This window comes from Pseudarthrobacter sp. WHRI 8279 (assembly GCF_040224115.2).
GTDB lineage: Bacteria > Actinomycetota > Actinomycetes > Actinomycetales > Micrococcaceae > Arthrobacter.
The window spans coordinates 3626447-3646762 of the sequence record NZ_CP168162.1 but is presented as its reverse complement, the minus strand read 5'-3'; the positions used below and the strand labels follow the sequence as shown (position 1 = coordinate 3646762).

Sequence of the window (20316 nt, the reverse complement as noted above, 5' to 3'; positions counted from 1 at the left end):
CGAGATGGCACTTAATGGCAATGTCCCGCGCCGGGACTGCCGTCAAATGCCATCTCGCGGGGGGGGGGTAGGAAGCGCTAGCCGCGGAGGCGCTCCATGCCCGGGTCGAACAGCGGCTCGGCCGAGACCGTGGCGGCAATGCGTTTCCCGAAGTACTCGATCTCCACGGAATCACCGATAGACACGGAAGCCGGCAGCCACGCGTAGGCGATCGGCTTCCGCACGGAGTAGCCGTAAGCGGCGCTCGTGACGTAACCGGACGCGGAACCGTCCACGTACACAGGTTCCTTGCCCAGCACGATGGACGTTCCGTCGTCGACCGTCAGGCAGCGCAGCGTGCGGGTGGCGGGCTGTTCCTTGCGGGCAGCAAGAGCCTCACAACCCACGAACCCTGTCTTGTCCTTGGCCACCGAGAAGCCCAGGCCGGACTGGTACGGGTGGTGCTCGGAGGTCATGTCCGTGCCCCACAGCCGGTAACCCTTTTCGAGCCGCATGCTGTTGAACGCGCCGCGGCCGGCGGCGATGATGCCGTGTTCCCGGCCCGCCTCGAACAGCAGGTCCCACAGCTTCAGCCCGTATTCGGCGGTGGTGTACAGCTCCCAGCCGAGCTCGCCCACGTAGGAGAGCCGCATGGCGGTGACCGGGATGCCCCCAACGGAGATTTCCTTGGTGCGGAAGTACTTAAGCCCGTCGTTGGTCAGGTCGTCGGAGCTGACCTTGCCGATCACTTCACGCGCCAGCGGGCCCCACAAGCCGATGCAGCAGGTGCTGCCGGTGATGTCGGAAACATGCACCCACTGGGCCGGATCCGCGGCCGACTGCTTCCGGGCCTCCACCCGTAGGTAGTCGAAGTCCACGTTGCTGTTGACGCCCAGCTGGAAGTCCTCCTCCGCCAGCCGTGCGACGGTCACGTCACTGCGGATGCCGCCGTCGTGCTCCAGCAGCAGGCAGTACGTCACGGCACCCGGCTTCTTGGCAATGTTGCCCGTGCTGAGCCGGTGCAGCAGCGCCTGCGCGCCGGGACCCACCACGGACAGCCGCTTCAGCGGCGTCATGTCATAAAGTCCGACGGCGGTGCGCGTCCTCCACGCTTCGGCGGCGGAGATGGGGGAAGAGAACATGGCGGACCACTCGTCCCGCTCGGGTGCCTGCCATTCTGCCGGCAGCTCCTCGAGCAGGCTGCGGTTGGCCTCGAACCAGTGCGGGCGCTCCCAGCCGGCGGACTCCAGGAAGAAGGCCCCGAGCTCCTTCTGCCGGACGTTGAACGGGCTGACGCGCAGGTCCCGCGGGGATTCCCTGGGCTGCAGCGGGTGCATCACATCGTAGATCTCCACGAAGTTCTGCTGGGACGTTTCGCTGACGTAGGCGTCGGAGGTCTGCACCTGTTCGAAACGGGTGAGCTCGCAGCCGTGCAGGTCGGTGCGGGACCGGCCTTCCACCAGCAGTTCAGCCATTGCCTTGGCCACGCCGGCCGAGTGCGTCACCCACACAGCCTCAGCCACGAAAAGGCCTTGGAGGTCCGGGGCCTCGCCCATGAGCGGGCCGCCGTCCGGCGTGAAGGAGAAGATGCCGTTGAAGCCGTCCTGAATTTCGGAACTGCGCAGCGCCGGCAGCAGGTCCTGGCTGTCCTCCCACGCGGGCAGGAAGTCTTCCAGGGTGAACTCCAGGCGCGAGGGCATGCGGTGGTCCGACATTTCCTCCGCGGAGACCTTCGGCAGGGCGGACATGTCCACCGGCATGGGGCGGTGGGCGTAGCTGCCGATGCCAATGCGATCGCCCCATTCGCGGTAGTACAGGTCCCTGTCCTGGTAGCGCAGGATGGGCTTGCTGGCACCCTTGGGGAGCTCGTTGTCGCCCTCGAGTTCGGGCAGCGGGGTGCTGATGGCGTACTGGTGGGCCAGCGGCAGCAGCGGGACTTCCAGCCCCACCATCTTGCCGAGTTCACGGCCCCAGAAACCTGCACATGACACCACGATGTCCGCCGGGATCAGTCCGTTGTCGGTTTCGACGCCGGTCACCCTGCCGCCCTCCTGGGCGATGCCGGTCACGGTGGTGTTGCCCTGGTACGTTACGCCCGCCTCGCTGGAGCGCTCCATCAGCAGCTGTACCGCACGGGCGGCCAGGGCCAGGCCGTCGGTGGGGATGAGCAGGCCGCCCAGGACCTCGCGGCCGCCGGTGAGCTTTCCGGTGTTCAGGAGGGGGTAGATCTTTTCGCATTCGTCAGCGTCGACGATCCGGCTTTCGACGCCCCACGAGGTCATCACGCCCATTTTGCGCTTGAGGTCGGCCAGGCGCTCGGGGGTGGTTGCCAGCTCAAGGCCACCCACCTGGTTGAAGCAGGATTCGCCGTCCTTGCTCAGGGCGAGCAGCTTGTTCACCGTGTAGGTGGCGAATTCGGTCATGGTCCGTGACGGGTTGTTCTGGAAGACCAGGCCGGGCGCGTGCGAGGTGGAGCCGCCGGCAAGTTCCAGCGGGCCCTGTTCCACCACCGTGATGTTGGTCCAGCCCCGGGTGGCGAGTTCGTCGGCAAGGTTGGTTCCGACAATGCCGGCGCCGATGATGACAACGCGTGGTGATGAGCTCATGGGTGTTGTTTCTCCTGTTGGCTTGGTGTTCGCGTTAGCGGAAGACGACGGTGCGGGTGTTGTTGAGCAGGACCCGGTGCTGGCAGTGCCATTTCACGGCCCGGGCCAGCGCCTGTGTTTCCGCGTCCCGGCCCACGGTTACCAGGGCGTCCGCATCCAGGCTGTGGTCCACGCGGAAGACCTCCTGCTCGATGATGGGACCCTCGTCCAGGTCCGCCGTCACATAGTGGGCAGTGGCGCCGACGAGCTTCACGCCGCGGTCGTAGGCCTGGTGGTACGGCTTGGCACCCTTGAAGCCGGGCAGGAACGAGTGGTGGATGTTGATGGCACGGCCGCGCAGGTTTCCGCAGAGCTCGTTGGACAGCACCTGCATGTAGCGGGCCAGGACAACGAGGTCCGCGTCGTACTCCGCCACCAGCTCCAGCAGCCGGGCTTCGGCCTGGGGCTTGGTTTCGGCGGTGACCGGAACGTGGATGAAGGGCAGCCCTGCAGCCTCAGCCATGGGGCGGAGGGTTTCATGATTGGAAACCACGACGGCGATTTCGGCGCCAAGGCTGCCGGCCTGCCACCGGAAGATGAGGTCGTTGAGGCAGTGCCCGAACTTCGAGACCATCACCAGCAGGCGCTGCGGCCTGCCGTCGTGGATGGTGAAGTTCATTCCGAAGTCCTCGCCGATTGGCTGGAACGCTTCCGTGAGAACTTCGACAGTGTCCGGGACGTCAGTGTCTGCCGGCGCTCCTGCCGTGAAGGCGGTACGGAGGTAGAGATTGCCGCTGACGTGGTCATCGAACTGCTTGTGCTCCACGATGTCGAAGCCTCGGTCAGCCAGGAACGTCGTAACGGCCCTGACGATGCCTGGCTTGTCCGGGCAGGACAGGGTCAGGACGAATTCGGCCTTGCGGGTTGCGGCGGTTGCGGCACCTGCCGCGGCAGTCGCACTGCCAGGTGAGCGGCTTTCAAGAACAATGGTCAAGGTTTACTCCTGGGTGCTGGTGTCGGGCTTGGATTTGGTGGAAACAACGGGCGTTTGGCCTGTGGAGTCTCCAGGGCAGCGCGTAGTGTCCGCGCAGTGGTCGTCACACTCATGCTTTGTCACAAGATCGAACTGGACACCGCCGTGCTCATCGACGCCGGCACGGATAGCGCGGTCAACGACAGACTCCGCCAGACGGTGCCGTAGGGAAATGGGGTCACGCCGGAGATCCCGAACCAACGCGAAACACAGCAGGAACATGACTATGGCGAAGGGAAGTGCGGAGACGATGGTGATGTTTTTCAACCCGTTGAGCGCCGCACTTGGGTCGTCCCCGCCTGCCAGCAGCATGACAGCGGCAATGGCTCCGGTCAGGACCCCCCAGAAAACAAGCACCCGCTTTGACGGTTCCAACTGTCCGTTGGAGCTGAGTGACCCCATGACGATGGAGGCCGAGTCAGCGCTGGTGACAAAGAATATTCCGATCAGGACCATGGCGAGCAGTGCGATGCCAATGCCGACCGCTGCCGGAACTTCCAGGTTCCGGATCAAGTCAAACAACGCGCCCTGGAACGAGATGCTTGGTGCGCCATCAACGATGTCGACCAGGCCGTCGGTGCTGTCCGGCGTCGCATCAGCACGTTGCTGGATGTCAAAAGCGGTGCCGCCGAAAATGGAGAACCAGATGACGCTCACGACGCTGGGCACCAGGAGGACGCCGGTGACGAACTGGCGGATGGTACGCCCGCGACTGATGCGTGCGATGAAGATACCGACAAAGGGTGCCCACGACACCCACCAGGCCCAGTAGAAGATGGTCCAGCCGGACATCCATTCACGGAGCGCCTCGTCCCCCACGGCCTCCGTACGGGAAGCCATGGTCGGCAAATCCCGCACAAAATCGCCGACGGCTGAGGGAATCAGGTTAAGGATGAACAGAGTGGGACCGACAAGGAAGACGATTGCCGCCAGGGCCAGGGCAAGCACCATGTTGATGTTGGAAAGCCACTGGATACCCCGGGCGATGCCTGAGGCTGCCGAGATCACGAAGAGGACGGTCAGCGCGGTGATGATCAGGACCAGTACAGGGGATCCGATCTCACCAACCCAGCCGTTGAACTGCAGGCCGCTGGCGATCTGCAGGGCTCCGAGGCCCAGGGAAGCAGCCGTTCCGAAAAGGGTGGCGAAGATAGCCAGCATATTGATGACCTTGCCCGCCGGCCCTTCTGCCCGCTTCCCGAAGAGAGAAGTGAATGCCGAGGAGATGAGCTGGCGCCGGCCAAGCCGGAAAGTGCTGTATGCCATCGCGATGCCAACCACCGCGAACATCGCCCAGGGATGGATGCTCCAGTGGAAGATCGAGGTTGCCATGGCAGTTTGTATGGCTTCGGGGCTAACCCCCTGTACTGTTCCGGGCGGCGGAGCGACGTAGTGGTAAAGCGGCTCAGCAACGCCGTAGAAGACAAGGCCAATACCCATGCCTGCGCTGAACATCATCGCGATCCAGGACATGGTCCGAAACTCGGGTTTCTCACCATCCCTGCCAAGCGGAATAGTGCCGAAGCGCCCCAAGGCCAGCCACAGGACGAAGATAACGAAAAGGGATGCCAGGCTGACAAAGATCCAGCCAGTGTTCTCGATGACCCATCCGAGTGCGGCGGTGGAGGCCGTGCCCAGAGATGCGGAATCTGCGAAACCCCAAACAACGAAGGCCAGCGCAAGTGCACCCGTTACACCGAACGTAACCTTGTCAAGCCCCTCGAGCGAGCGACGGGGGCGTCGTCCGGCGGAAAGATCCGTCTCACTCTCACGCAGCTCCTGAAGCAGCTGCCCATCGTTTTCGTGCAGCACTTCGGGCTCTACTACCTTGCTGTCATCGTCGACAGCGGGATCGTTGGTGCCATCCTGGATGGCGGTACCGGTATTTAGTGCCATGTCTAAGTCCTTAATTCGGATACATCGGCGTTGTAATCCGGCGTCCCCGTGCCGGTCGGAATGTTGAAGTTTCGTCCTCAGAGTGGGTTTGGCTTTGCGCTGTGATTGTTCCGCAAAGATCAACACGTCTCGCAATAAGCAACAGAGTGGCTGGGGTCACAGCCCCGTGTCAAGGTTTTGGCGAAGGTTTAGGCCCTATTTCAGGGGTTTGGGTTGCGCCTGGGCAGTGGCCCGAACAGGGGTCAGGCATCGATCACCAGGTCCGTCTGCGCAACGGAGCAGCAGGGCAGGAACTTGCCGGCGGCGATTTCCCGCGCCCGGATGCCGCCCTGGTGGTTCATCTCGATCTCCCCTGAAAGCTTGACGACCTTGCAGGAGCCGCACATGCCTTCCTTGCAGTTCGCGCCAATCCTGACGCCGGCACGCTGGGCCGCCTCGAGGACGTGCTCGGTGGGGTCGATCCGCACATTGATGCCGGTACGCATGAAGGACATGGTGAGGCTGCCTGTTCCCACCGTGTCGAAGCTCGAGGCATCAGCGGGACCGGCTTCCGGCTCCCCGCCCGGGCTGTCGGCGGAGGGGCCGGAACCGGGTACATCCGGGTTGCTGACTTCCAGCGGCAGTCCCGAGGCCTGCAGCGTTCCGTCGGCGTCGTAGCCGGGCTCGTAGAGCCCGAACGCGGCGGGCTGGCTTTCAAAGTAGTCCTCGGCGGATTCGGCGATCTCCTCGGCGATTTCCTCCGCGACGTCGGCCGCAAGTGCCACCTCCGCCTGGTATTCAAGGAGCGTCTGGCGGTCTCCGGAGAAGAACTCCACGTAGATGGAGGTGTCGTCGACACCGACCTTCTTGAGCAGTTCGGTGGCGGTGTTCAGGTAACCCTCAGGACCGCAGGCGTACACCTGGCGTCCGTTGGCGTCCGGGGCCACCTCCTCGAGCATGTCCGCCGTCAGCCTTCCGCTGAGTCCTTCCCACCCCTCCGGCACGCTGCGGTCGCCCAGGGAGTAGTACACCTTGACGCGCGGGTCCACGGAGGCGATGTAGGCCAATTCCCGGTGGAAGGCAAAGCCTCCGGCATCCGAGCCGTGGTAGAGCACCACAACATCGGCGTGTCCGGGCAGGGAGTGGATGGTCCGCACCATGGACATGATGGGAGTGATGCCTGCGCCGGCGGCAAGCAAGAGGTACCGTGCCCGCCGGTCCGCATCGGGGAGGTGGAATGCCCCCACCGGTCCCAGCATCTCAAGAACCGTGCCCGGCTTAATGTTCTCGTGCACCCATGGCGAGACCAGTCCCGTGGGGTCGCACTTGACCGTGATGCTGAAGGTCCACGGCTGGGTGGGCGAACTGGACAGCGAGTAGCTGCGGTCTACCGGTTCCTGGTCCTCGCCATTCACGGGAAACGCGACGTTCACGTACTGGCCCGCGCGGAATGCCAGGGGCGCACCGTCGCAGCGGCGGAACACGAAGGTCATCATGGCGCCGGCCTCGGGAACGGTCTCGACGCATTCGGCGGTGAACTCCTGCGGATGCCATGGGCCCAAAGCACGGGCTGCCCGGGCGGGCGTCTCGGTGCTTCCCATCACCCTGTTCCACGGCATCTCAAGACCGCGGATACGCTGTGGTTCCTGGATTGCCGTTTCGGTGAGGAGTTCAATCATGCCAAGTGCTCCTGCACGCGCTGCACGTACCAGTTGATGAAGGCCTCGACCTGGTATTCGCTCTTCATGTAGGGACCGGGCTCGTAGGCAGGGCTGCCGGCACCCTGCTGGCAGAGCTCCACGAATGCCTTGTCCTGCAGGTTCGTCTGCTTCCAGGTGTAGGTGAGCTTCTCCAGGTCGTAGTCGACGCCCTCCACGGCATCGTCGGCAACCAGCCACGTGGTGCGTACCAGGCTCTGGTGTTCGTTGATGGGGAAGACACCGAACGTGATGACGTGGTCGCCGAGGAAATGGAACCAGCTGTTGGGCTGCAGGTGCATCGAGCAGCGGCCCAGGCGGAAGTCGCGCAAGTCGCCGAGCAGCTTCTTGGAAAGCCTGCGCCCGTCGGCGGAGAACGATTCACCCTCTCCATCGAGCGATTCCCGTGAGATCCGGATTCCCGCGATGCGCGTGTCAAGCTGCTCGACCACCTCGTAGGGAAGGCCGTAGCGGCGGCAACGCTCCTCGAGGGAGGCCTGGGCCGCCTTGTTCCGGTCCCACACTTCCTCAAGATGGGTCGGGATCAGGCCCTCCGTCAGGCCCCAGGTGGGAAAGAGGGAGCAGGCGAGCTCAGGGTGTCCGTCGCAGTGGTAGCACTCACGGTTGTTCTCCATGACGAGCTTCCAGTTGCCCTCTTCGATGATGTTCTGTTGGTAGGCGATCTTTGTCTTCGAGAGATCGTGGGGCGCCAGGTAGGGCTCAAAGATCTTTGCGGTTTCGTCGAAGTCCGCCGGCGGTTCATCCGCAATGCAGACGAAGATCAGTCCGGCGACCTCACGGCCGTGGGCGCGCTTGAGGCCGAAGCAGCTCTTGTCGAACTTTGTTTCCCCCGGCGCGGAGGCATGGATCAGGTTGCCCTCCGGGGAGTAGGTCCAGGAGTGGTAGCCGCAGACCAGGTTTCCAGTTGACCCGGCAGCTTCGGTGAGGACGCGGGCGCCGCGGTGGCGGCATACGTTATGCAGGACGTTCACGGCGCCGTCGTCGTTGCGCAGCACAATCAGGGAGTAGGGCCCGTAGTCGACGGTGACGTAGTCGCCCGGCTCCGGGAGCTCCGCGGTGCTGGCGGCAAAGATCCAGTGCCGGCCGAAAATGGCCTCCATGTCGATGTTGAAGATCGAGCGATCGGTGTAGAAGGGGGCATCGAGGGAGTAGCCGGTGTGCCGGAACTCAAACAACGCGGCAATTTCTGCCAGCTGCTCGGCAGGCAATGATGCAGCGAGTTTTCCGCGTGAATTGAGGGGCACGTTCACTGAAGCAGTCATGGGTTTTCTCCAGGGAGGCATGGGTAGCGGGTGTTGCGTGTCAACCACGGGGTCGCGGGTGCCAGCGGCGTGGTCGAAGACCTTGTAGTGATGAGATTAGGGACACATGAACTGCAACAAAAGCGCAAGATTTTGAAGATAACCATGCAGAATAGGTGCATGATCGATCCCAGGCTCATTACCCTCCGCGTGTTCGCCCGGTGCGGCACCATAGGCGCGACCGCGGAGCTCACGGGCTATTCCCCCTCTGCCGTCTCCGCGCAATTGCGGGAGCTCCAGCGCGTGCTTGGAATGCAGCTGCTGGCGAAAGACGGCCGGGGCGTGCGGCTTACCGCCACGGGACGCTTCCTGGTGGCGGGCTCGGATCCGCTCATTGCCCAGTGGGAGAGCCTGCGCGCCTCAGCCATGGAGGCCGGCGACCAGGTGCAGCCCCACTTTGGCCTTGGCGGATTCTCCTCCGCAGCCGCCCACTTGCTCGCGCCGCTGGCCGCTGCCCTGCGCACAACACGCCCCCTGCTCGAAGTGCAGGTTCTTGAGGCTGATCCGGCCCGCTGCTTCGACTTGTTGGTTGCGGAACGAATCGACCTTGCAGTCATTGTCGCCATGCAGTCCGAAAGTTATGGTGAGGACGATCCGCGCTTCGAACAGAGAGTCCTGCTCGACGACCCATTGGACGTCATCATTCCCCGTGACCATCCGCTGGCATCGCGGGAGACAGCGACGCTCGAAGAGCTGGCTTCGGAACCCTGGATCACGGAGGCCGCCGGTTCCACCTACCATTCCCTCTTCACCGCGGCGTTCACGGCAGTGGGGGTGACACCGCGGATTGCCCATGAAGCCATTGAATGGGAAACCCACATCGCATTCGTGGGTGCGGGGCTGGGCGTCGGCCTGCTGCCCCGGCTGGCGCCCCTGCATGGTGCCGAAAACGTGGTCCGGCTGCGCATCACCGGCAAGGCCAAACCCACGCGCCGCATTGTCGTCGCGGTGCGCCGGGGCAGCATCGCCTCGCCCCTGATCCAGGAGTCGCTCGGCATCCTGCAGGCCAATGCCAACCGGATCCTCACCGCCCGGCTCGAAGAGGATCTCTAGGGCTGCCGGCGTGGGGCGCCCCGGCGGCTGGCAGCTTCCTTATCCTCCCCAGGGACGCTGGCGCATCAGCGCGGGGTGTAGCCCATCTTGGCGCTCACCTGGAGGCCCGCCTCCTTGAGGCCCCCGGCCAGCCCCGGCTCTTTCCCGGGGTCGAAGCGGAAGGCCGGACCGGAGATGCTGATGGCGCCGATGACCGTTCCCAAGTGGCTGTACACCGGCACGGAGATGGAGTTGATCCCGATTTCGAATTCCTCTTGGGTGACGGCGTAGCCGTCCCGTGCCACGGTAATCAGCTCGGTTTCAAGCTCTTTGCGGTTGGTAATAGTGCGCGGGGTGCGTGCCGGCAGGCCTGTCTCCTTCAGGATCCGGTCCCGGTCATCCGCGGACAGCGCGGCCAGCAGGACTTTGCCGCTGGAGGTGGCGTGCAGCGGGGTCAGGCTGCCTACCCAGTCATACGTGGCCAGGGTTGAGGGCCCCATCGCCTGGTCAACGTTCACCGCGTAGTTGGAGCGCAGCACGGCAAGGTTCACGGTCTCCTTGAACTGGTCCGCCAGGGCCTCCAGGACCGGACGGGCCTCCCGCACCAGGCTCAACCTGCCGGGGATGGAGCTGGCCAGGCGCAGGATGCCGAATCCCAGCTGGTACTTTCCGCGCTCACTGTTCTGGTGCACCATTTCCCGGCTCACCAGCGAGCCCAGCAGCCGCGAAACCGTGGACTTGTGGATGCCCATTTCCTCGGCGATGTCGCTCACGCCGGCGTGGCCGTCCCGCGCCAGGATCTCAAGGACCGCGAGGGCACGGTCCACTGACTGGACGCCGCCGTGGCCCGCTTCAGCATCGACGTCGGGTTCGCGCTCATTGTTCGAAGCCATGGCTAATACTCTCAAGTAGCAAGCGCCGCGTGAAATCAACCACGGGCAAAATCAGCGCAGGCCTTTTGCTGTGGGCAAGAACGACGGCGGCCCCCACCTTCGCGGGGGTCGCCGCGGATCTCCGTGGCAGGCTACTGGAACGAGCGGATGGTGATGCCGGAAAAGGTTGCAGGCCCGCCGTCCGCGTAGAAGGAAATCCCGGCGTCTCCGTCCGCGAAGTGCACCTGCTGCGAGATCACTGTGTGGCCTGCGTTGATGAAGACTTCTACGCTCTGGGTGTCCACGAAGATGCGCAAGTGCACCGAGCGTGCGGCAGCGTCGATGGGCGCCGCGGCCCGGGTATATGGGACCAGCGAGTAGCCGGCAAGGTCCGAGGGTGCACGGTCCACGTACAGCTCGCTGCCGTACTTGCCGATGTTTGTGTGGCGTGCGCCGTCGGCGGAGCGGCCCACCGAGACCCCGATGTTCGTGGCGGTGTCCCAGGTGATGTCGAGTTCCAGCTCGTAGGCCCGGCCGCACCAGGGCAGGATGTAGCTGCCGTTCACGGTCCGGTCCGGGAGCGTGGTGGTTGAAGCGGCGTAGTTCGAGAGCGCTGCAACGGGGCTGCTGAGCAGGCTGTACCAGCCGCCTCCCTGGCGTTCCAGGCGCAGCTCCCGCACGATCGAGTTCTGTCCGTTGTACCCGTCGGAGGCGTCGGTGGGAACGTCGCGGGCGGCGTACTTCCAGTTGTTCATCCAACCGATCGCATACCGCCGCGTCGCGGGCGCCTCAACGGCCGGCCAGGTGACGGCGCCGTACCAGTCCCAGCCCCAGTCCAGCCATTGCGGATTGGTGACGTCGTCGGCGAGGAACTGCTCCCCGTCCCAGGCGCCCGTCCAGTAGGCGTAAGTCATGGGCAGCCCGATGCTGTAGGCGTCCATGCTGGCGCCGAGCACCCAATGGCTGGTGCCGTCGTCGGCCGTCATCTCGAACAGGTCGGGGCACTCAATTCCGCCCAGCGCCGGGTTGGGGTTATCGAAGTTGCGCTTCAGCTGCCAGTCCAGAAGGTTCGGGGACGTATAAAAGGCCGCATACCGTGCCCGGCCGATCACGCAGACCCACTCGTTGCGCGCCGCGTCCCAGTGGACCTTAGGGTCCCGGAACCATTCGGCGTTGTCGATTTCCGCCTGCGTGACCGCGGCCCTGCCATCCGTGTTCACGATGACCGGGTCAGGCAGCGCAGTGAACGTGTAGCCGCCGTCTGTTGACCAGTACAGGTACTGCTCCTGGTATTTGCGGATGCCGCCCGTCGGCTGGGTGGCAAGGACCACGACCGCCCCGGCGCCGAAGCCCGCCGTGTTGGCCGTGTCCACCACTGCGGATCCGGACCATACGGGGAAGTCGGGCTGCAGAGGCAGGGCATCGCCGTGATGGGCGAACGCCACGCCGTCCTCCGTGGTGGCGTGGTCCCAGCCGCCCTGGCCGTTGTTCTGCGTGGAGTGCAGGTAGTAGAGGTGGTACTTGCCGTCAAGGAATACCGGACGTTGCGGGTCGCACAGCCAGCCGGCAGGTGGAGTCATGTGGTACGCGGCCCGCAGTGAGGCCTGTGCGGCCCCGGCCGGGCCGGCAGATGTAGCGCTGCCCATGAACAGGGCCAGCGCTCCTGCGCCAGTGCCCTGCAGGACGTGGCGGCGGGAAAAGGCATGTGTCATCGTTGACTTCCTCTCAGGGGGCGGCTGCTCCGCCGGGCGCTCGGGGTGATGGAACCTTCGCTGGTTCGCTGATGGGATCACCGGCTTGCTTAAGCGCTTTAGCAGAAGAACATACCCAGCAGCAACCGTGTGGTCAAGCGTTTCAGCAAAAGCGGTCCCCGCCACAGAACGTCGCAAAACACGCTTCGGAACTAATTTTGCTAAAACGCTTGATCAGCCTCGCTTTTCGCGCTAGCTTCAGGGTGATCAAACGCTTTAGCAGAAATGGACATCAACGCCGATGAGCTACCCAGTCTTCTTCCAGCCCGCCGATGCATGGGTTGGAGACCTTATCCCTTTCCAGAAGGACGGGGAGTTCTGGCTCTTCTACCTTCACGAGGTCCGCACCGACCCGAAGCCTGGAACGGCCTGGAACCTGGTGACCACCAAGGACCTCATCCAGTTCCAGGACCATGGCGTTGCCCTTCCCCACGGAACCACGGAGGACCTGGACTTCAACTGCTACACCGGAAGCATCGTTGCTGACGAGTCAGGCATCCACCACCTCTTCTACACGGGGCAGAATCCAGGCAATCTCGGTACGGACGGACTGCCGCTGCAGCTGGTCATGCACGCCACCAGCACGGATGGCATGGGCACCTGGGTCAAGCACCCCGAGCTTACGTTCGGCGCGCCGGACGGGCTCGAATCCGGGGACTGGCGGGATCCGTTCGTCTTCCGTGACGAGGCAGCCGGCCTGTGGCGGATGCTCCTGGCGGCCCGGCACTCCAGCGGCCCCGAACGCCGCCGCGGCGTCATCGCCCAGTGCGTCTCCACTGACCTGATGACCTGGGAGCACACCGAACCTTTCTGGGATCCCCGCAGGTACGTCACCCATGAATGCCCTGACGTGTTCGAGTGGGGCGGCTGGTGGTACATGGTCTACTCCGAGTTTTCCGAAAACTTCACCACCCGGTACCGGATGGCCAAGGGCCCCACGGGACCGTGGACCGTCCCGGACCTGGACAGCATCGACGGGCGCGCGTTCTACGCTTCCAAGACGGCGGAGCGGGACGGCCGGCGGTTCTTCTTCGGCTGGATTGCCAGCAAGGAAGGCAATTCCGACGACGGCGCGTGGCAGTGGGCGGGCACCATGTCCGTCCTGGAGGCACGGCAGAACCCCGACGGGACGCTGGCGTTCGGCCTCGCGGACGAGCTGGTGGACAGCTTCTGGGACGGGATCCCGCTTGAGCTGGAGCGCCCGCTGCCCATCCGGCTGGACGTACCGGACTCCTACAGCGCCACCGTCGCAGCGAACGATCTGCCCACGCAGTTCTATGCAAGGGCGGTGCTGGACATCCAGGCCGGCACCACCGAATGCGGGCTGCTGCTGCGCGCCAGCCCGGACGGTGACCACTCCTACGTCCTCCGCCTCGAGCCGAAGCGCGGGCGCCTGGTGTTCGACCGCTGGCCCAGGGCCATCACCGGGGAGGCCCAATGGCATGTCTCGGGCGACGTTCCCTACGCCATCGAGCTGGAACGCCCCTGCGACCTTTCGCCCGGCAGCCACACGCTGGAAGTGGTGGTGGACGGCGACCTGTGCGTCGCCGTCGTGGACCGCCAGGTGGCCCTCAGCACTCGCATCTACGACCTTCCCGCCGGTGGAATTGGCGTGTTCGCCGGCGAGGGCACCGTAACCGTCACAGAGTTCGAAGTACGCAAGCGCACCGACAACTGAATATCACCCAAACCATCCGTTCCAATCAAGGGAGATTGACCCAATGAAGAAAATGCTCCGCGCTGCCGCCGCCGCAGCCGTTACCGCCCTGGCGCTCACCGCCTGTGGCGGCGCAAGCTCCACCGATCCCTCCAACGTCAGCCCCACTGGCGAGATCAAGGCCCGCGAGATCTCGTGGCTGCTGTCCCGTCCTGCCGACGGCGCGGTCATCAACATCATGAAGAAGCTCGCCGAGGACTATGCCAAGGACCACCCGGGCTTTGAGCTCAACCTGATCACCACCCCGGACCGGCCCTCCTACATCCAGAAGCTCGAGACCCTGGCGGCAGCCAACAAGCTGCCCGAACTGTTCGACACGGACGCCACGCCTTTCGCCCAGCAGCTGGCCAAGCAGGGCAAAATGATGGACGCCGAGCAGCTGCTGGAATCACTGGATATCTACGACAACTACCGTCCTGGCGCCCTGGACTACCAGCGCTTCGACGACGGGTCCCTCTACATGATCCCTTTCCAGTTCGAGCTGGAATTCATCTGGTACAACAAGGCATTGCTGGAGAAGGCCGGAGTGGCGGTACCAACATCGCTCGATGACATTCCGGCCATGTGCACCGCCCTGCGCAGCGCAGGCGTCACCCCCATTGCCATCGATGGCCAGGACCAGTGGCCGCTGGAGCGCTACATCGCCTACCAGCCGTTCCGCGAAGCGGGCCCCGAGTTTGTCCAGAAACTGAAGAAGGGCGAAGCGAAGTTCAGCGATCCCGCCGGCCAGAAGACCGTGAACTGGATGGCGGAACTGGGCAAGGCCAAGTGCTTCCAGGAAGGCTTCTCCGCCCAGGGCTACTCGGACGCGCAAAACCAGTTCACCTCCGGGCAGGCCGCCATGTACAACATCGGCACGTGGGAACTGCCCAGCCTGGCCACGGACAAGCTGGACCCGGCCGTCCGCAACGACATCGACTTCTTCACCCTCCCCACCACCGCAGGGTCCGTGACGGCGGCCAACGAGTTCGTGTCCCCGTCCGGCATCGGCATGGCAGTGAACGCCAAGACCTACGATCCCCTGGTGAGCGACTTCCTCAAGTTCGCCCTGGAAAAGTACCCCGCCCAATATGCCGCCACCGGGGCACTCTCCCCCACCACCGACGTCGAAACCGTTGTCCCGGCCAACGCCACGCCGCTGTACCAGAAGGCCCTGGACCAGGCCAACAGCCTGGGCGAAAAGCAGGCCATGCCCTGGGACACCCAGCTGGATCCGACCACCAACGGCCGGCTCCAGCAGGAGCTGGTGCTGCTCGTGCAGGGCAATGTCACCCCTGAGCAGTTCACCGAAACCATGGACAAGACCATCGCGCAGAACGCCCCGAAGTTCTTCAAGTAAGCGCTGTTTCTTCACCCAGGCGCTACTTCTTCACGTAACCATCGCGGCGGGGGATCCAGCGGTCCCCCGCCCGCAAGGCCCCGAAAGGCCCCGCCATGCAACCCAACAGGATGCTGCCCAACAGGTCACGGACCTCGGTCCTGGTCTTCCTGCTTCCGCCGCTGCTCCTCTACGGCGCAGCAGTCCTCTTTCCCATTCTCCAGTCGCTGTTCCTGAGCTTCTTTTCCTGGAACGGCATCAGCGACATGGAGTTCGTGGGCCTGGACAACTACGTCCGGATGTTCGTTGCCGACGATATCTTCTGGCGGGCGTTCCTGAACGCCCTCATCTACCTGGCCATCTGCCTGGTGCTGCAGCTGGGCGGCGCCCTGGTGGTGGCCAGCCTCCTGACCTCGCTCCGCCGCGGACGCGAGCTGATCAAGACCCTCTACCTGCTGCCGGCCGTCATCTCCACCGTGGCCATCGCGTTCCTCTTCGTGCGGATCTACTCCCTGGAACCCGTGGGCCTGCTCAACCAGCTGTTCCACTGGGTTGGCTTCGGCAGCCTGGAACGGCCGTGGCTCTCGGACGTCAACACGGTCCTGGCAGCGGTGTCCGCACCGGAGGGCTGGCGTTTCACCGGCCTGTACATGCTCATCATCTATGCGGCCCTGCTCGCGGTGCCCAAGGAGCTTGAGGAAGCCGCCGTCCTGGATGGCGCTTCGCGGTGGACGCTGTTCACCAAGATCCGCTTCCCCTACATCCGTCCGGTATGGATCACCACCACCATCATGGCCACCACCTACGGGCTGCGCGGCTTCGACATCCCCTACCTGATGACCAACGGCGGTCCGGGGCAGTCCTCGGAACTGCTCACCACCTACATGTACAAGACGGCGTTCACCAGCACGGACTTCGGCTACGCCAGCACCATCTCCGTGTTCATCGTGGTTGAGTGCCTCGTCGCCGTCGGCCTCATCCTGTTCCTGCTGAAGCGGAAGGCAGACTCATGATCACCCAGGCAGCCCCACCCACCCCGCCCGCCGCCGTCGTACGTTCACGGCCGCCGGTGAAGCGCCGCCGGCGCAGGCCGGACCTGTTCCGGACGCTGTCCCGCGTGCTGATCATGCTGATCGTGATCGTGCAGGTGTACCCGCTGGCGTGGCTGTTCCTGACCAGCCTCCGCACCGAACAGGACTTCGCCACCGGCGATCCCTTCGCCCTGCCCAGCTCCCTGACATGGGAGAACTATGCACGGGCCTTTGAAACGGGGGACCTGGGACGGAACATCCTCAACAGCTTCATCGTCACCATGGGGGCGAACATCCTGATCGTCCTGCTGGGCATGATGGCCGCCTACGCCATCCAGGTGCTGGGGTTCCGGCTCAGCAAGCTGGTCCGCGGGCTGTTCCTGATCGGCATCATCGTCCCGGTGCAAATCGCCCTGGTCCCGCTGTTCATCGACTATTCGGCAGTGAATTTGCTGGATACGTACCTGTCCATGATCATCCCGCTGGCCGGGTTCTCGCTGCCCATGGCCATCTACCTGTTCTGCTCGTTCTACGAGTACATCCCCAAGGAAACGTACGAGGCAGCGTCCCTGGACGGCACCGGCCCGTACCGGATCTTCGGGCTGATCACCATGCCGCTGTCCCTGAACACCGTGGTGACCGTGGTCCTGGTCAACAGCATCTTTATCTGGAACGACTTCATCTTCGCCAACACCTTCGTCCTGTCCGAGGACCTGAAGACCATTCCGCTGGGCCTGCAGAACTACATCGGCGCCATGGGCAAGGTGGACTGGACGGCAACGTTCGCCGCCGTATGCGTGACCATCACCCCGCTGCTGCTGGTATTCCTGGTGCTCAACAAGGCCATGATCCAGGGACTCGAAAGCGGGGCGAACAAGGGATGACGGCAACGGCGGATGGATATACTCCTCAAGGAGGGCAGATGAGTTCAATGGAGAATGGTGCGGAGGCGCCGGTCCCTGGCGCCCGGGCGCCGAAAACCCCGGAGCGCGCGCACCCCGTCACCCTCCGCGACGTGGCAGAAGCGGCCGGTGTTTCCACGGCAACAGTGTCGCTGGTGGTCAACAAGAAAAAGGCCGCCCGGATTGCCGAGGAGACCCGCCGGCGGGTGCAGGACGCCATCCGGACCCTGGGTTACCGGCCCAACGCGATGGCTAAGACCCTGGTCAGCGGCACGTCCCGGTTCATCGGCCTGGTGGCGGACGGCGTTGCCACCACGCCCTTCGCCGGCCAGATCATCCACGGCGCGCAGGACGAGGCGTGGAAGCACGGGTACGCCCTCCTCATCGCCAACACGGAGGGCAACAACGAGCTCGAGCAGGACGCCATCCAGATGATGCTCGAATACAAAGTCCGCGGCATCCTCTACTCCACGTGGTTCCACCGCCAGACGGACATTCCAACCCCGCTCCGCGAAGCCGACTTCGTCCTGGTCAACTGCTTCTCCAACGAGCCTGGAACCCGCGCCGTGGTGCCCGACGAGGTCCAGGGCGGCCGTTCAGCCACGGACATCCTGTTGGGGCACGGGCACCGGAAGATCGCCTTCATCAACGCCACCATTCCGGCGCCGGCCAAGGACGGGCGGCTCCAGGGGTACCGTGACGCACTCGAGAAGGCGGGGATTCCATTCGACCCGGCCCTGGTTTTGGAGGCCTATCCGGACCAGGAAGGCGGCTACCGGGCTACGGGGGAACTCCTCAAACGAGGCGTGACGGCCGTCTACTGCTACAACGACCGGATGGCCATGGGCCTCTACGACGGCCTGCGCGAGCAAGGCCTGTCCATCCCCGACGACATGGCCGTGGTGGGGTTCGACAACCAGGAAGTCATCGCCGCCCACCTGCGGCCCCCGCTGTCCACGGTGTCCCTCCCCCACTATGAGCTGGGCGCCGCGGGCGTGCGGATGCTGCTCGGGCTTGATGGGCCGCCCGGAACCGGCACGGGCGGGGTTGCGAAAATCCACTGCCCCGCGGTGGAACGGACCTCGGTGAAGGCCCAGGCGCGGGCCTGACCTGGGCTTCGGATAAAAGAACGACGGCGGGTGGTCATGCCGGTGCGCTGATCACCCGGTTCCGCCCCGCGAGCACACCCGTCAGGGCAAGGACCGCCATGATGCCCGCGGTCGCCAGGAGCGGAAGCGTCCAGTCTCCGCTGAGATCGCGAAGGGCACCGAACATCACCGGCCCCGCAGCAGCCAGGCCGTAGCCCACCGACTGCGCCATGCCGGACAACGACGCCGCCTGCGGATAGTTCACCGTCCGGAGGCTGAACAGCGAGAGGGCAATGACAATGAGGCTTCCGCACCCGGTTGCCCCCAGGAGGACCCACAGCAGGATGAGGTCCGGTGCGAGCGCCAGGCCCAGGAACGTCACAACCATCACCGCGCCGCTGGCGAAGGAAACGAGCCGCTGGTCCGACCCGCGGTGAAGGATGCCCCCTGCCAGCAGGCTGGCGAAAACACTGACCAGCAGGAAAACGGACAGGTGGATGCCGGCGGTAGTCGCCGGGACCCCGCGGCTTTGTTCGATGGTAGGCAGCCACGCCATCAGGACGTAGAAGGCGATCGACTGCAGCCCCATGAAAATGGTCACCTGCCAGCCCAAAGCCGAGGTCCAAGGCGATTGGTGGGACACCTCCGGCGCGGCGGCATTCATGGTGCCGGAGCTGTGCCGGCGCAGCCAGGGCAGGAGCACCGCCATAGCGATGAGGGCAAGTCCCACCCAGATCCCGAGGGCAAGCCGCCATCCAGCAGAGGAAGTCTGGGCAACGGGCACGACGACGGCGGCCCCCATGGCGGCAAAGGCGGCCTGGGTGGCGGTGTAGCTTCCGGTGAGCTTGCTGACCTTCGAGGGAAAGTCCCGCTTCACCAGCGAAGGGACCAGGACATTGAGGAACGCGATCGCGAGGCCTATGAGTGCTGTGCCCACCCAGATGAAGCCGGGAACAGGCAGGGAGCGGAGCACAATGCCCGAGGCCAGGATCAGCAGCGACATCCACAGCGCACGGTCGAGGCCCAGGCGGGTCGCGAAGCCGGGCGCCAGGGGTGAAAAGACGGCGAAAGCAATGAGCGGAAGGCCCGTCAGGAACCCCGCTGCAGCGCTGGACAGGCCAAGGTCGGTGCTGATGTTCGCGAGGACCGGTCCCACGCTGACAAAGGACACCCGAAGGTTGACTGCAATGAGCAGGACACCGATGAAGGCGAAGCCGAACCTGACCGTTCGGTCCTGTGCGTTCCGGGTGGCGGAGGGCATCGTTGCGTTCTTCCATCCTTTTCAGTGCGAGAGGGTCGCGGTAATACCGACAGTATGTGCGAGAGGGTTCCGGTAAAACCGACAGTAAGTGCGAGAGGGTCCCGGTTTATGCGGCGTTAAGTGCGAGAGGGTCCCGGGGGCTACAGCACCTTGCGGATGGTTTCCTCGAAGCTGGTGACGTGGTGCAGGGCCAGTTCGGCTGCCTTGTCGGCGTCACCGTCGGCCACTGCTTTAAGCAGGTCCACATGCTCGGTGATGTGGCCGCTGACTGACGGCACCTTGTCCAGCACCACGCACCAGATGCGGGTGGCCAGGTTGTCGTAACGGATCAGGGTGCTTTCCAGGTGCGGGTTGGCAGCGGCCTTATAGATCAGCCGGTGCACCATCAGGTCGTAACGCATGAGTTCGCGCGATTCGGCCTGGCCCGGCCCCAGTTCCGCGATGGCCTCCGCCACCCGCAGGAGTTCGCGGCGCATGCTCTCACTGGCCCGCTTGGCTGCCCGGCGTGCGGCCAGCGGCTCCAGCAGTTCGCGGATCTCCGAAACATCCGCCAGTTCGGTGAAGTCCACATTCGTGGCGAAGGTCCCGCGGCGCGGATAGGAAACGGCGAGGTGGTCCACTTCCAGGCGTTTGATGGCCTCGCGCACCGGAGTCCGCCCGAAGCCCAGCTCGGCCGCGAGCTGGCCCTCATTGATGGGCTCACCCGGACGGATCTCCAGCATGATCAGCTTGTCCCGCAGCTGCCGGTAGGCGGCCTCCGCCTGGGATGGCGCCTCGTCCTCAGTCTGAGGCAGGGCAAGAAGTGCATTCATAGTGCCGCTCCGTTCTCCGTGCTGACTCCTGCATGCAGTGA

15 protein-coding genes are annotated in these 20316 nt (G+C 64.5%); 6 read left to right on the top strand and 9 right to left on the bottom strand.

What is annotated here, in order from left to right:
• Nucleotides 1–77: 77 nt before the first annotated feature.
• The 5 genes from ABRP28_RS16715 to ABRP28_RS16695 all read right to left on the bottom strand — a co-directional run bounded on the left by ABRP28_RS16715 (nt 78) and on the right by ABRP28_RS16695 (nt 8452).
• Nucleotides 78–2585 (bottom strand): FAD-dependent oxidoreductase, encoded by a 2508-nt coding sequence (locus ABRP28_RS16715; protein WP_350001437.1) that lies wholly within the window; start codon nt 2583–2585, stop codon nt 78–80.
• Between the two features lie 34 nt (nt 2586–2619).
• Nucleotides 2620–3558, bottom strand: a complete 939-nt coding sequence (gene purU, locus ABRP28_RS16710) for a formyltetrahydrofolate deformylase (RefSeq protein WP_231457876.1) — start codon at nt 3556–3558, stop codon at nt 2620–2622.
• A gap of 3 nt (nt 3559–3561) precedes the next feature.
• Nucleotides 3562–5493, bottom strand: coding sequence for a BCCT family transporter (locus ABRP28_RS16705; RefSeq protein WP_231457877.1), 1932 nt, complete (start codon nt 5491–5493; stop codon nt 3562–3564).
• Nucleotides 5494–5735: 242 nt separating this feature from the next.
• The gene (locus ABRP28_RS16700; RefSeq protein WP_350001439.1) at nt 5736–7151 is read right to left on the bottom strand and encodes a ferredoxin reductase; all 1416 of its coding nucleotides are present in this window, start codon (nt 7149–7151) and stop codon (nt 5736–5738) included.
• A complete protein-coding gene (locus ABRP28_RS16695; protein ID WP_350001441.1) occupies nt 7148–8452 on the bottom strand; it encodes an aromatic ring-hydroxylating dioxygenase subunit alpha in 1305 nt (434 codons plus the stop codon). Before ABRP28_RS16695 ends, ABRP28_RS16700 begins: the two co-directional genes overlap by 4 nt.
• A 159-nt stretch (nt 8453–8611) precedes the next feature.
• Between ABRP28_RS16695 and ABRP28_RS16690 the strand changes: the two genes are divergently transcribed.
• Nucleotides 8612–9544: a LysR family transcriptional regulator gene (locus ABRP28_RS16690; RefSeq protein ID WP_350001442.1), complete on the top strand. Its 933-nt coding sequence runs from the start codon at nt 8612–8614 to the stop codon at nt 9542–9544.
• A 65-nt stretch (nt 9545–9609) separates the two neighbouring features.
• On the opposite strand, the gene ABRP28_RS16685 is transcribed toward ABRP28_RS16690, so the two are convergent.
• On the bottom strand, nt 9610–10416 hold the full coding sequence (locus ABRP28_RS16685; RefSeq protein ID WP_350001445.1) for an IclR family transcriptional regulator: 807 nt from the start codon (nt 10414–10416) through the stop codon (nt 9610–9612).
• A gap of 131 nt (nt 10417–10547) precedes the next feature.
• The gene (locus ABRP28_RS16680) at nt 10548–12107 is read right to left on the bottom strand and encodes a glycoside hydrolase family 32 protein (RefSeq protein WP_350001446.1); all 1560 of its coding nucleotides are present in this window, start codon (nt 12105–12107) and stop codon (nt 10548–10550) included.
• A 280-nt stretch (nt 12108–12387) separates the two neighbouring features.
• Here ABRP28_RS16680 and ABRP28_RS16675 point away from each other — a divergent pair, with 280 nt between their 5' ends.
• The 5 genes from ABRP28_RS16675 (at nt 12388) to ABRP28_RS16655 (ending at nt 18223) form a co-directional block, all read left to right on the top strand.
• A complete protein-coding gene (locus ABRP28_RS16675; RefSeq protein ID WP_350001447.1) occupies nt 12388–13824 on the top strand; it encodes a family 43 glycosylhydrolase in 1437 nt (478 codons plus the stop codon).
• A 43-nt stretch (nt 13825–13867) separates the two neighbouring features.
• Nucleotides 13868–15202 carry an extracellular solute-binding protein gene (locus tag ABRP28_RS16670; protein WP_350001449.1) on the top strand — a complete coding sequence of 445 codons (1335 nt, stop codon included), beginning with the start codon at nt 13868–13870 and terminating at the stop codon, nt 15200–15202.
• 110 nt (nt 15203–15312) lie between these two features.
• Entirely contained in the window at nt 15313–16194 is an 882-nt protein-coding gene (locus ABRP28_RS16665; RefSeq protein ID WP_350001603.1) for a sugar ABC transporter permease, read from the top strand.
• Nucleotides 16191–17096: a carbohydrate ABC transporter permease gene (locus ABRP28_RS16660; RefSeq protein ID WP_350001451.1), complete on the top strand. Its 906-nt coding sequence runs from the start codon at nt 16191–16193 to the stop codon at nt 17094–17096. The genes ABRP28_RS16665 and ABRP28_RS16660 overlap by 4 nt, the downstream gene beginning before the upstream one ends.
• Nucleotides 17097–17134: 38 nt before the next feature.
• Nucleotides 17135–18223: a LacI family DNA-binding transcriptional regulator gene (locus tag ABRP28_RS16655; protein WP_374152877.1), complete on the top strand. Its 1089-nt coding sequence runs from the start codon at nt 17135–17137 to the stop codon at nt 18221–18223.
• Between the two features lie 34 nt (nt 18224–18257).
• On the opposite strand, the gene ABRP28_RS16650 is transcribed toward ABRP28_RS16655, so the two are convergent.
• Nucleotides 18258–19463: an MFS transporter gene (locus ABRP28_RS16650; RefSeq protein ID WP_350001453.1), complete on the bottom strand. Its 1206-nt coding sequence runs from the start codon at nt 19461–19463 to the stop codon at nt 18258–18260.
• Between the two features lie 140 nt (nt 19464–19603).
• Nucleotides 19604–20275, bottom strand: coding sequence for a GntR family transcriptional regulator (locus tag ABRP28_RS16645; protein WP_350001455.1), 672 nt, complete (start codon nt 20273–20275; stop codon nt 19604–19606).
• Nucleotides 20276–20316 lie beyond the last annotated feature (41 nt).

Coding starts and splice junctions, on each gene's coding strand:
- ABRP28_RS16670 (WP_350001449.1), top strand. CDS start 13,868: ATGAAGAAAATGCTCCGCGCTGCCGCCGCCGCAGCCGTTACCGCCCTG.
- ABRP28_RS16715 (WP_350001437.1), bottom strand. CDS start 2,585: ATGAGCTCATCACCACGCGTTGTCATCATCGGCGCCGGCATTGTCGGA.
- ABRP28_RS16645 (WP_350001455.1), bottom strand. CDS start 20,275: ATGAATGCACTTCTTGCCCTGCCTCAGACTGAGGACGAGGCGCCATCC.
- ABRP28_RS16650 (WP_350001453.1), bottom strand. CDS start 19,463: ATGCCCTCCGCCACCCGGAACGCACAGGACCGAACGGTCAGGTTCGGC.
- ABRP28_RS16660 (WP_350001451.1), top strand. CDS start 16,191: ATGATCACCCAGGCAGCCCCACCCACCCCGCCCGCCGCCGTCGTACGT.
- ABRP28_RS16700 (WP_350001439.1), bottom strand. CDS start 7,151: ATGATTGAACTCCTCACCGAAACGGCAATCCAGGAACCACAGCGTATC.
- ABRP28_RS16690 (WP_350001442.1), top strand. CDS start 8,612: ATGATCGATCCCAGGCTCATTACCCTCCGCGTGTTCGCCCGGTGCGGC.
- ABRP28_RS16705 (WP_231457877.1), bottom strand. CDS start 5,493: ATGGCACTAAATACCGGTACCGCCATCCAGGATGGCACCAACGATCCC.
- ABRP28_RS16655 (WP_374152877.1), top strand. CDS start 17,135: ATGAGTTCAATGGAGAATGGTGCGGAGGCGCCGGTCCCTGGCGCCCGG.
- ABRP28_RS16685 (WP_350001445.1), bottom strand. CDS start 10,416: ATGGCTTCGAACAATGAGCGCGAACCCGACGTCGATGCTGAAGCGGGC.
- ABRP28_RS16680 (WP_350001446.1), bottom strand. CDS start 12,107: ATGACACATGCCTTTTCCCGCCGCCACGTCCTGCAGGGCACTGGCGCA.
- ABRP28_RS16675 (WP_350001447.1), top strand. CDS start 12,388: ATGAGCTACCCAGTCTTCTTCCAGCCCGCCGATGCATGGGTTGGAGAC.
- ABRP28_RS16665 (WP_350001603.1), top strand. CDS start 15,313: ATGCTGCCCAACAGGTCACGGACCTCGGTCCTGGTCTTCCTGCTTCCG.
- ABRP28_RS16695 (WP_350001441.1), bottom strand. CDS start 8,452: ATGACTGCTTCAGTGAACGTGCCCCTCAATTCACGCGGAAAACTCGCT.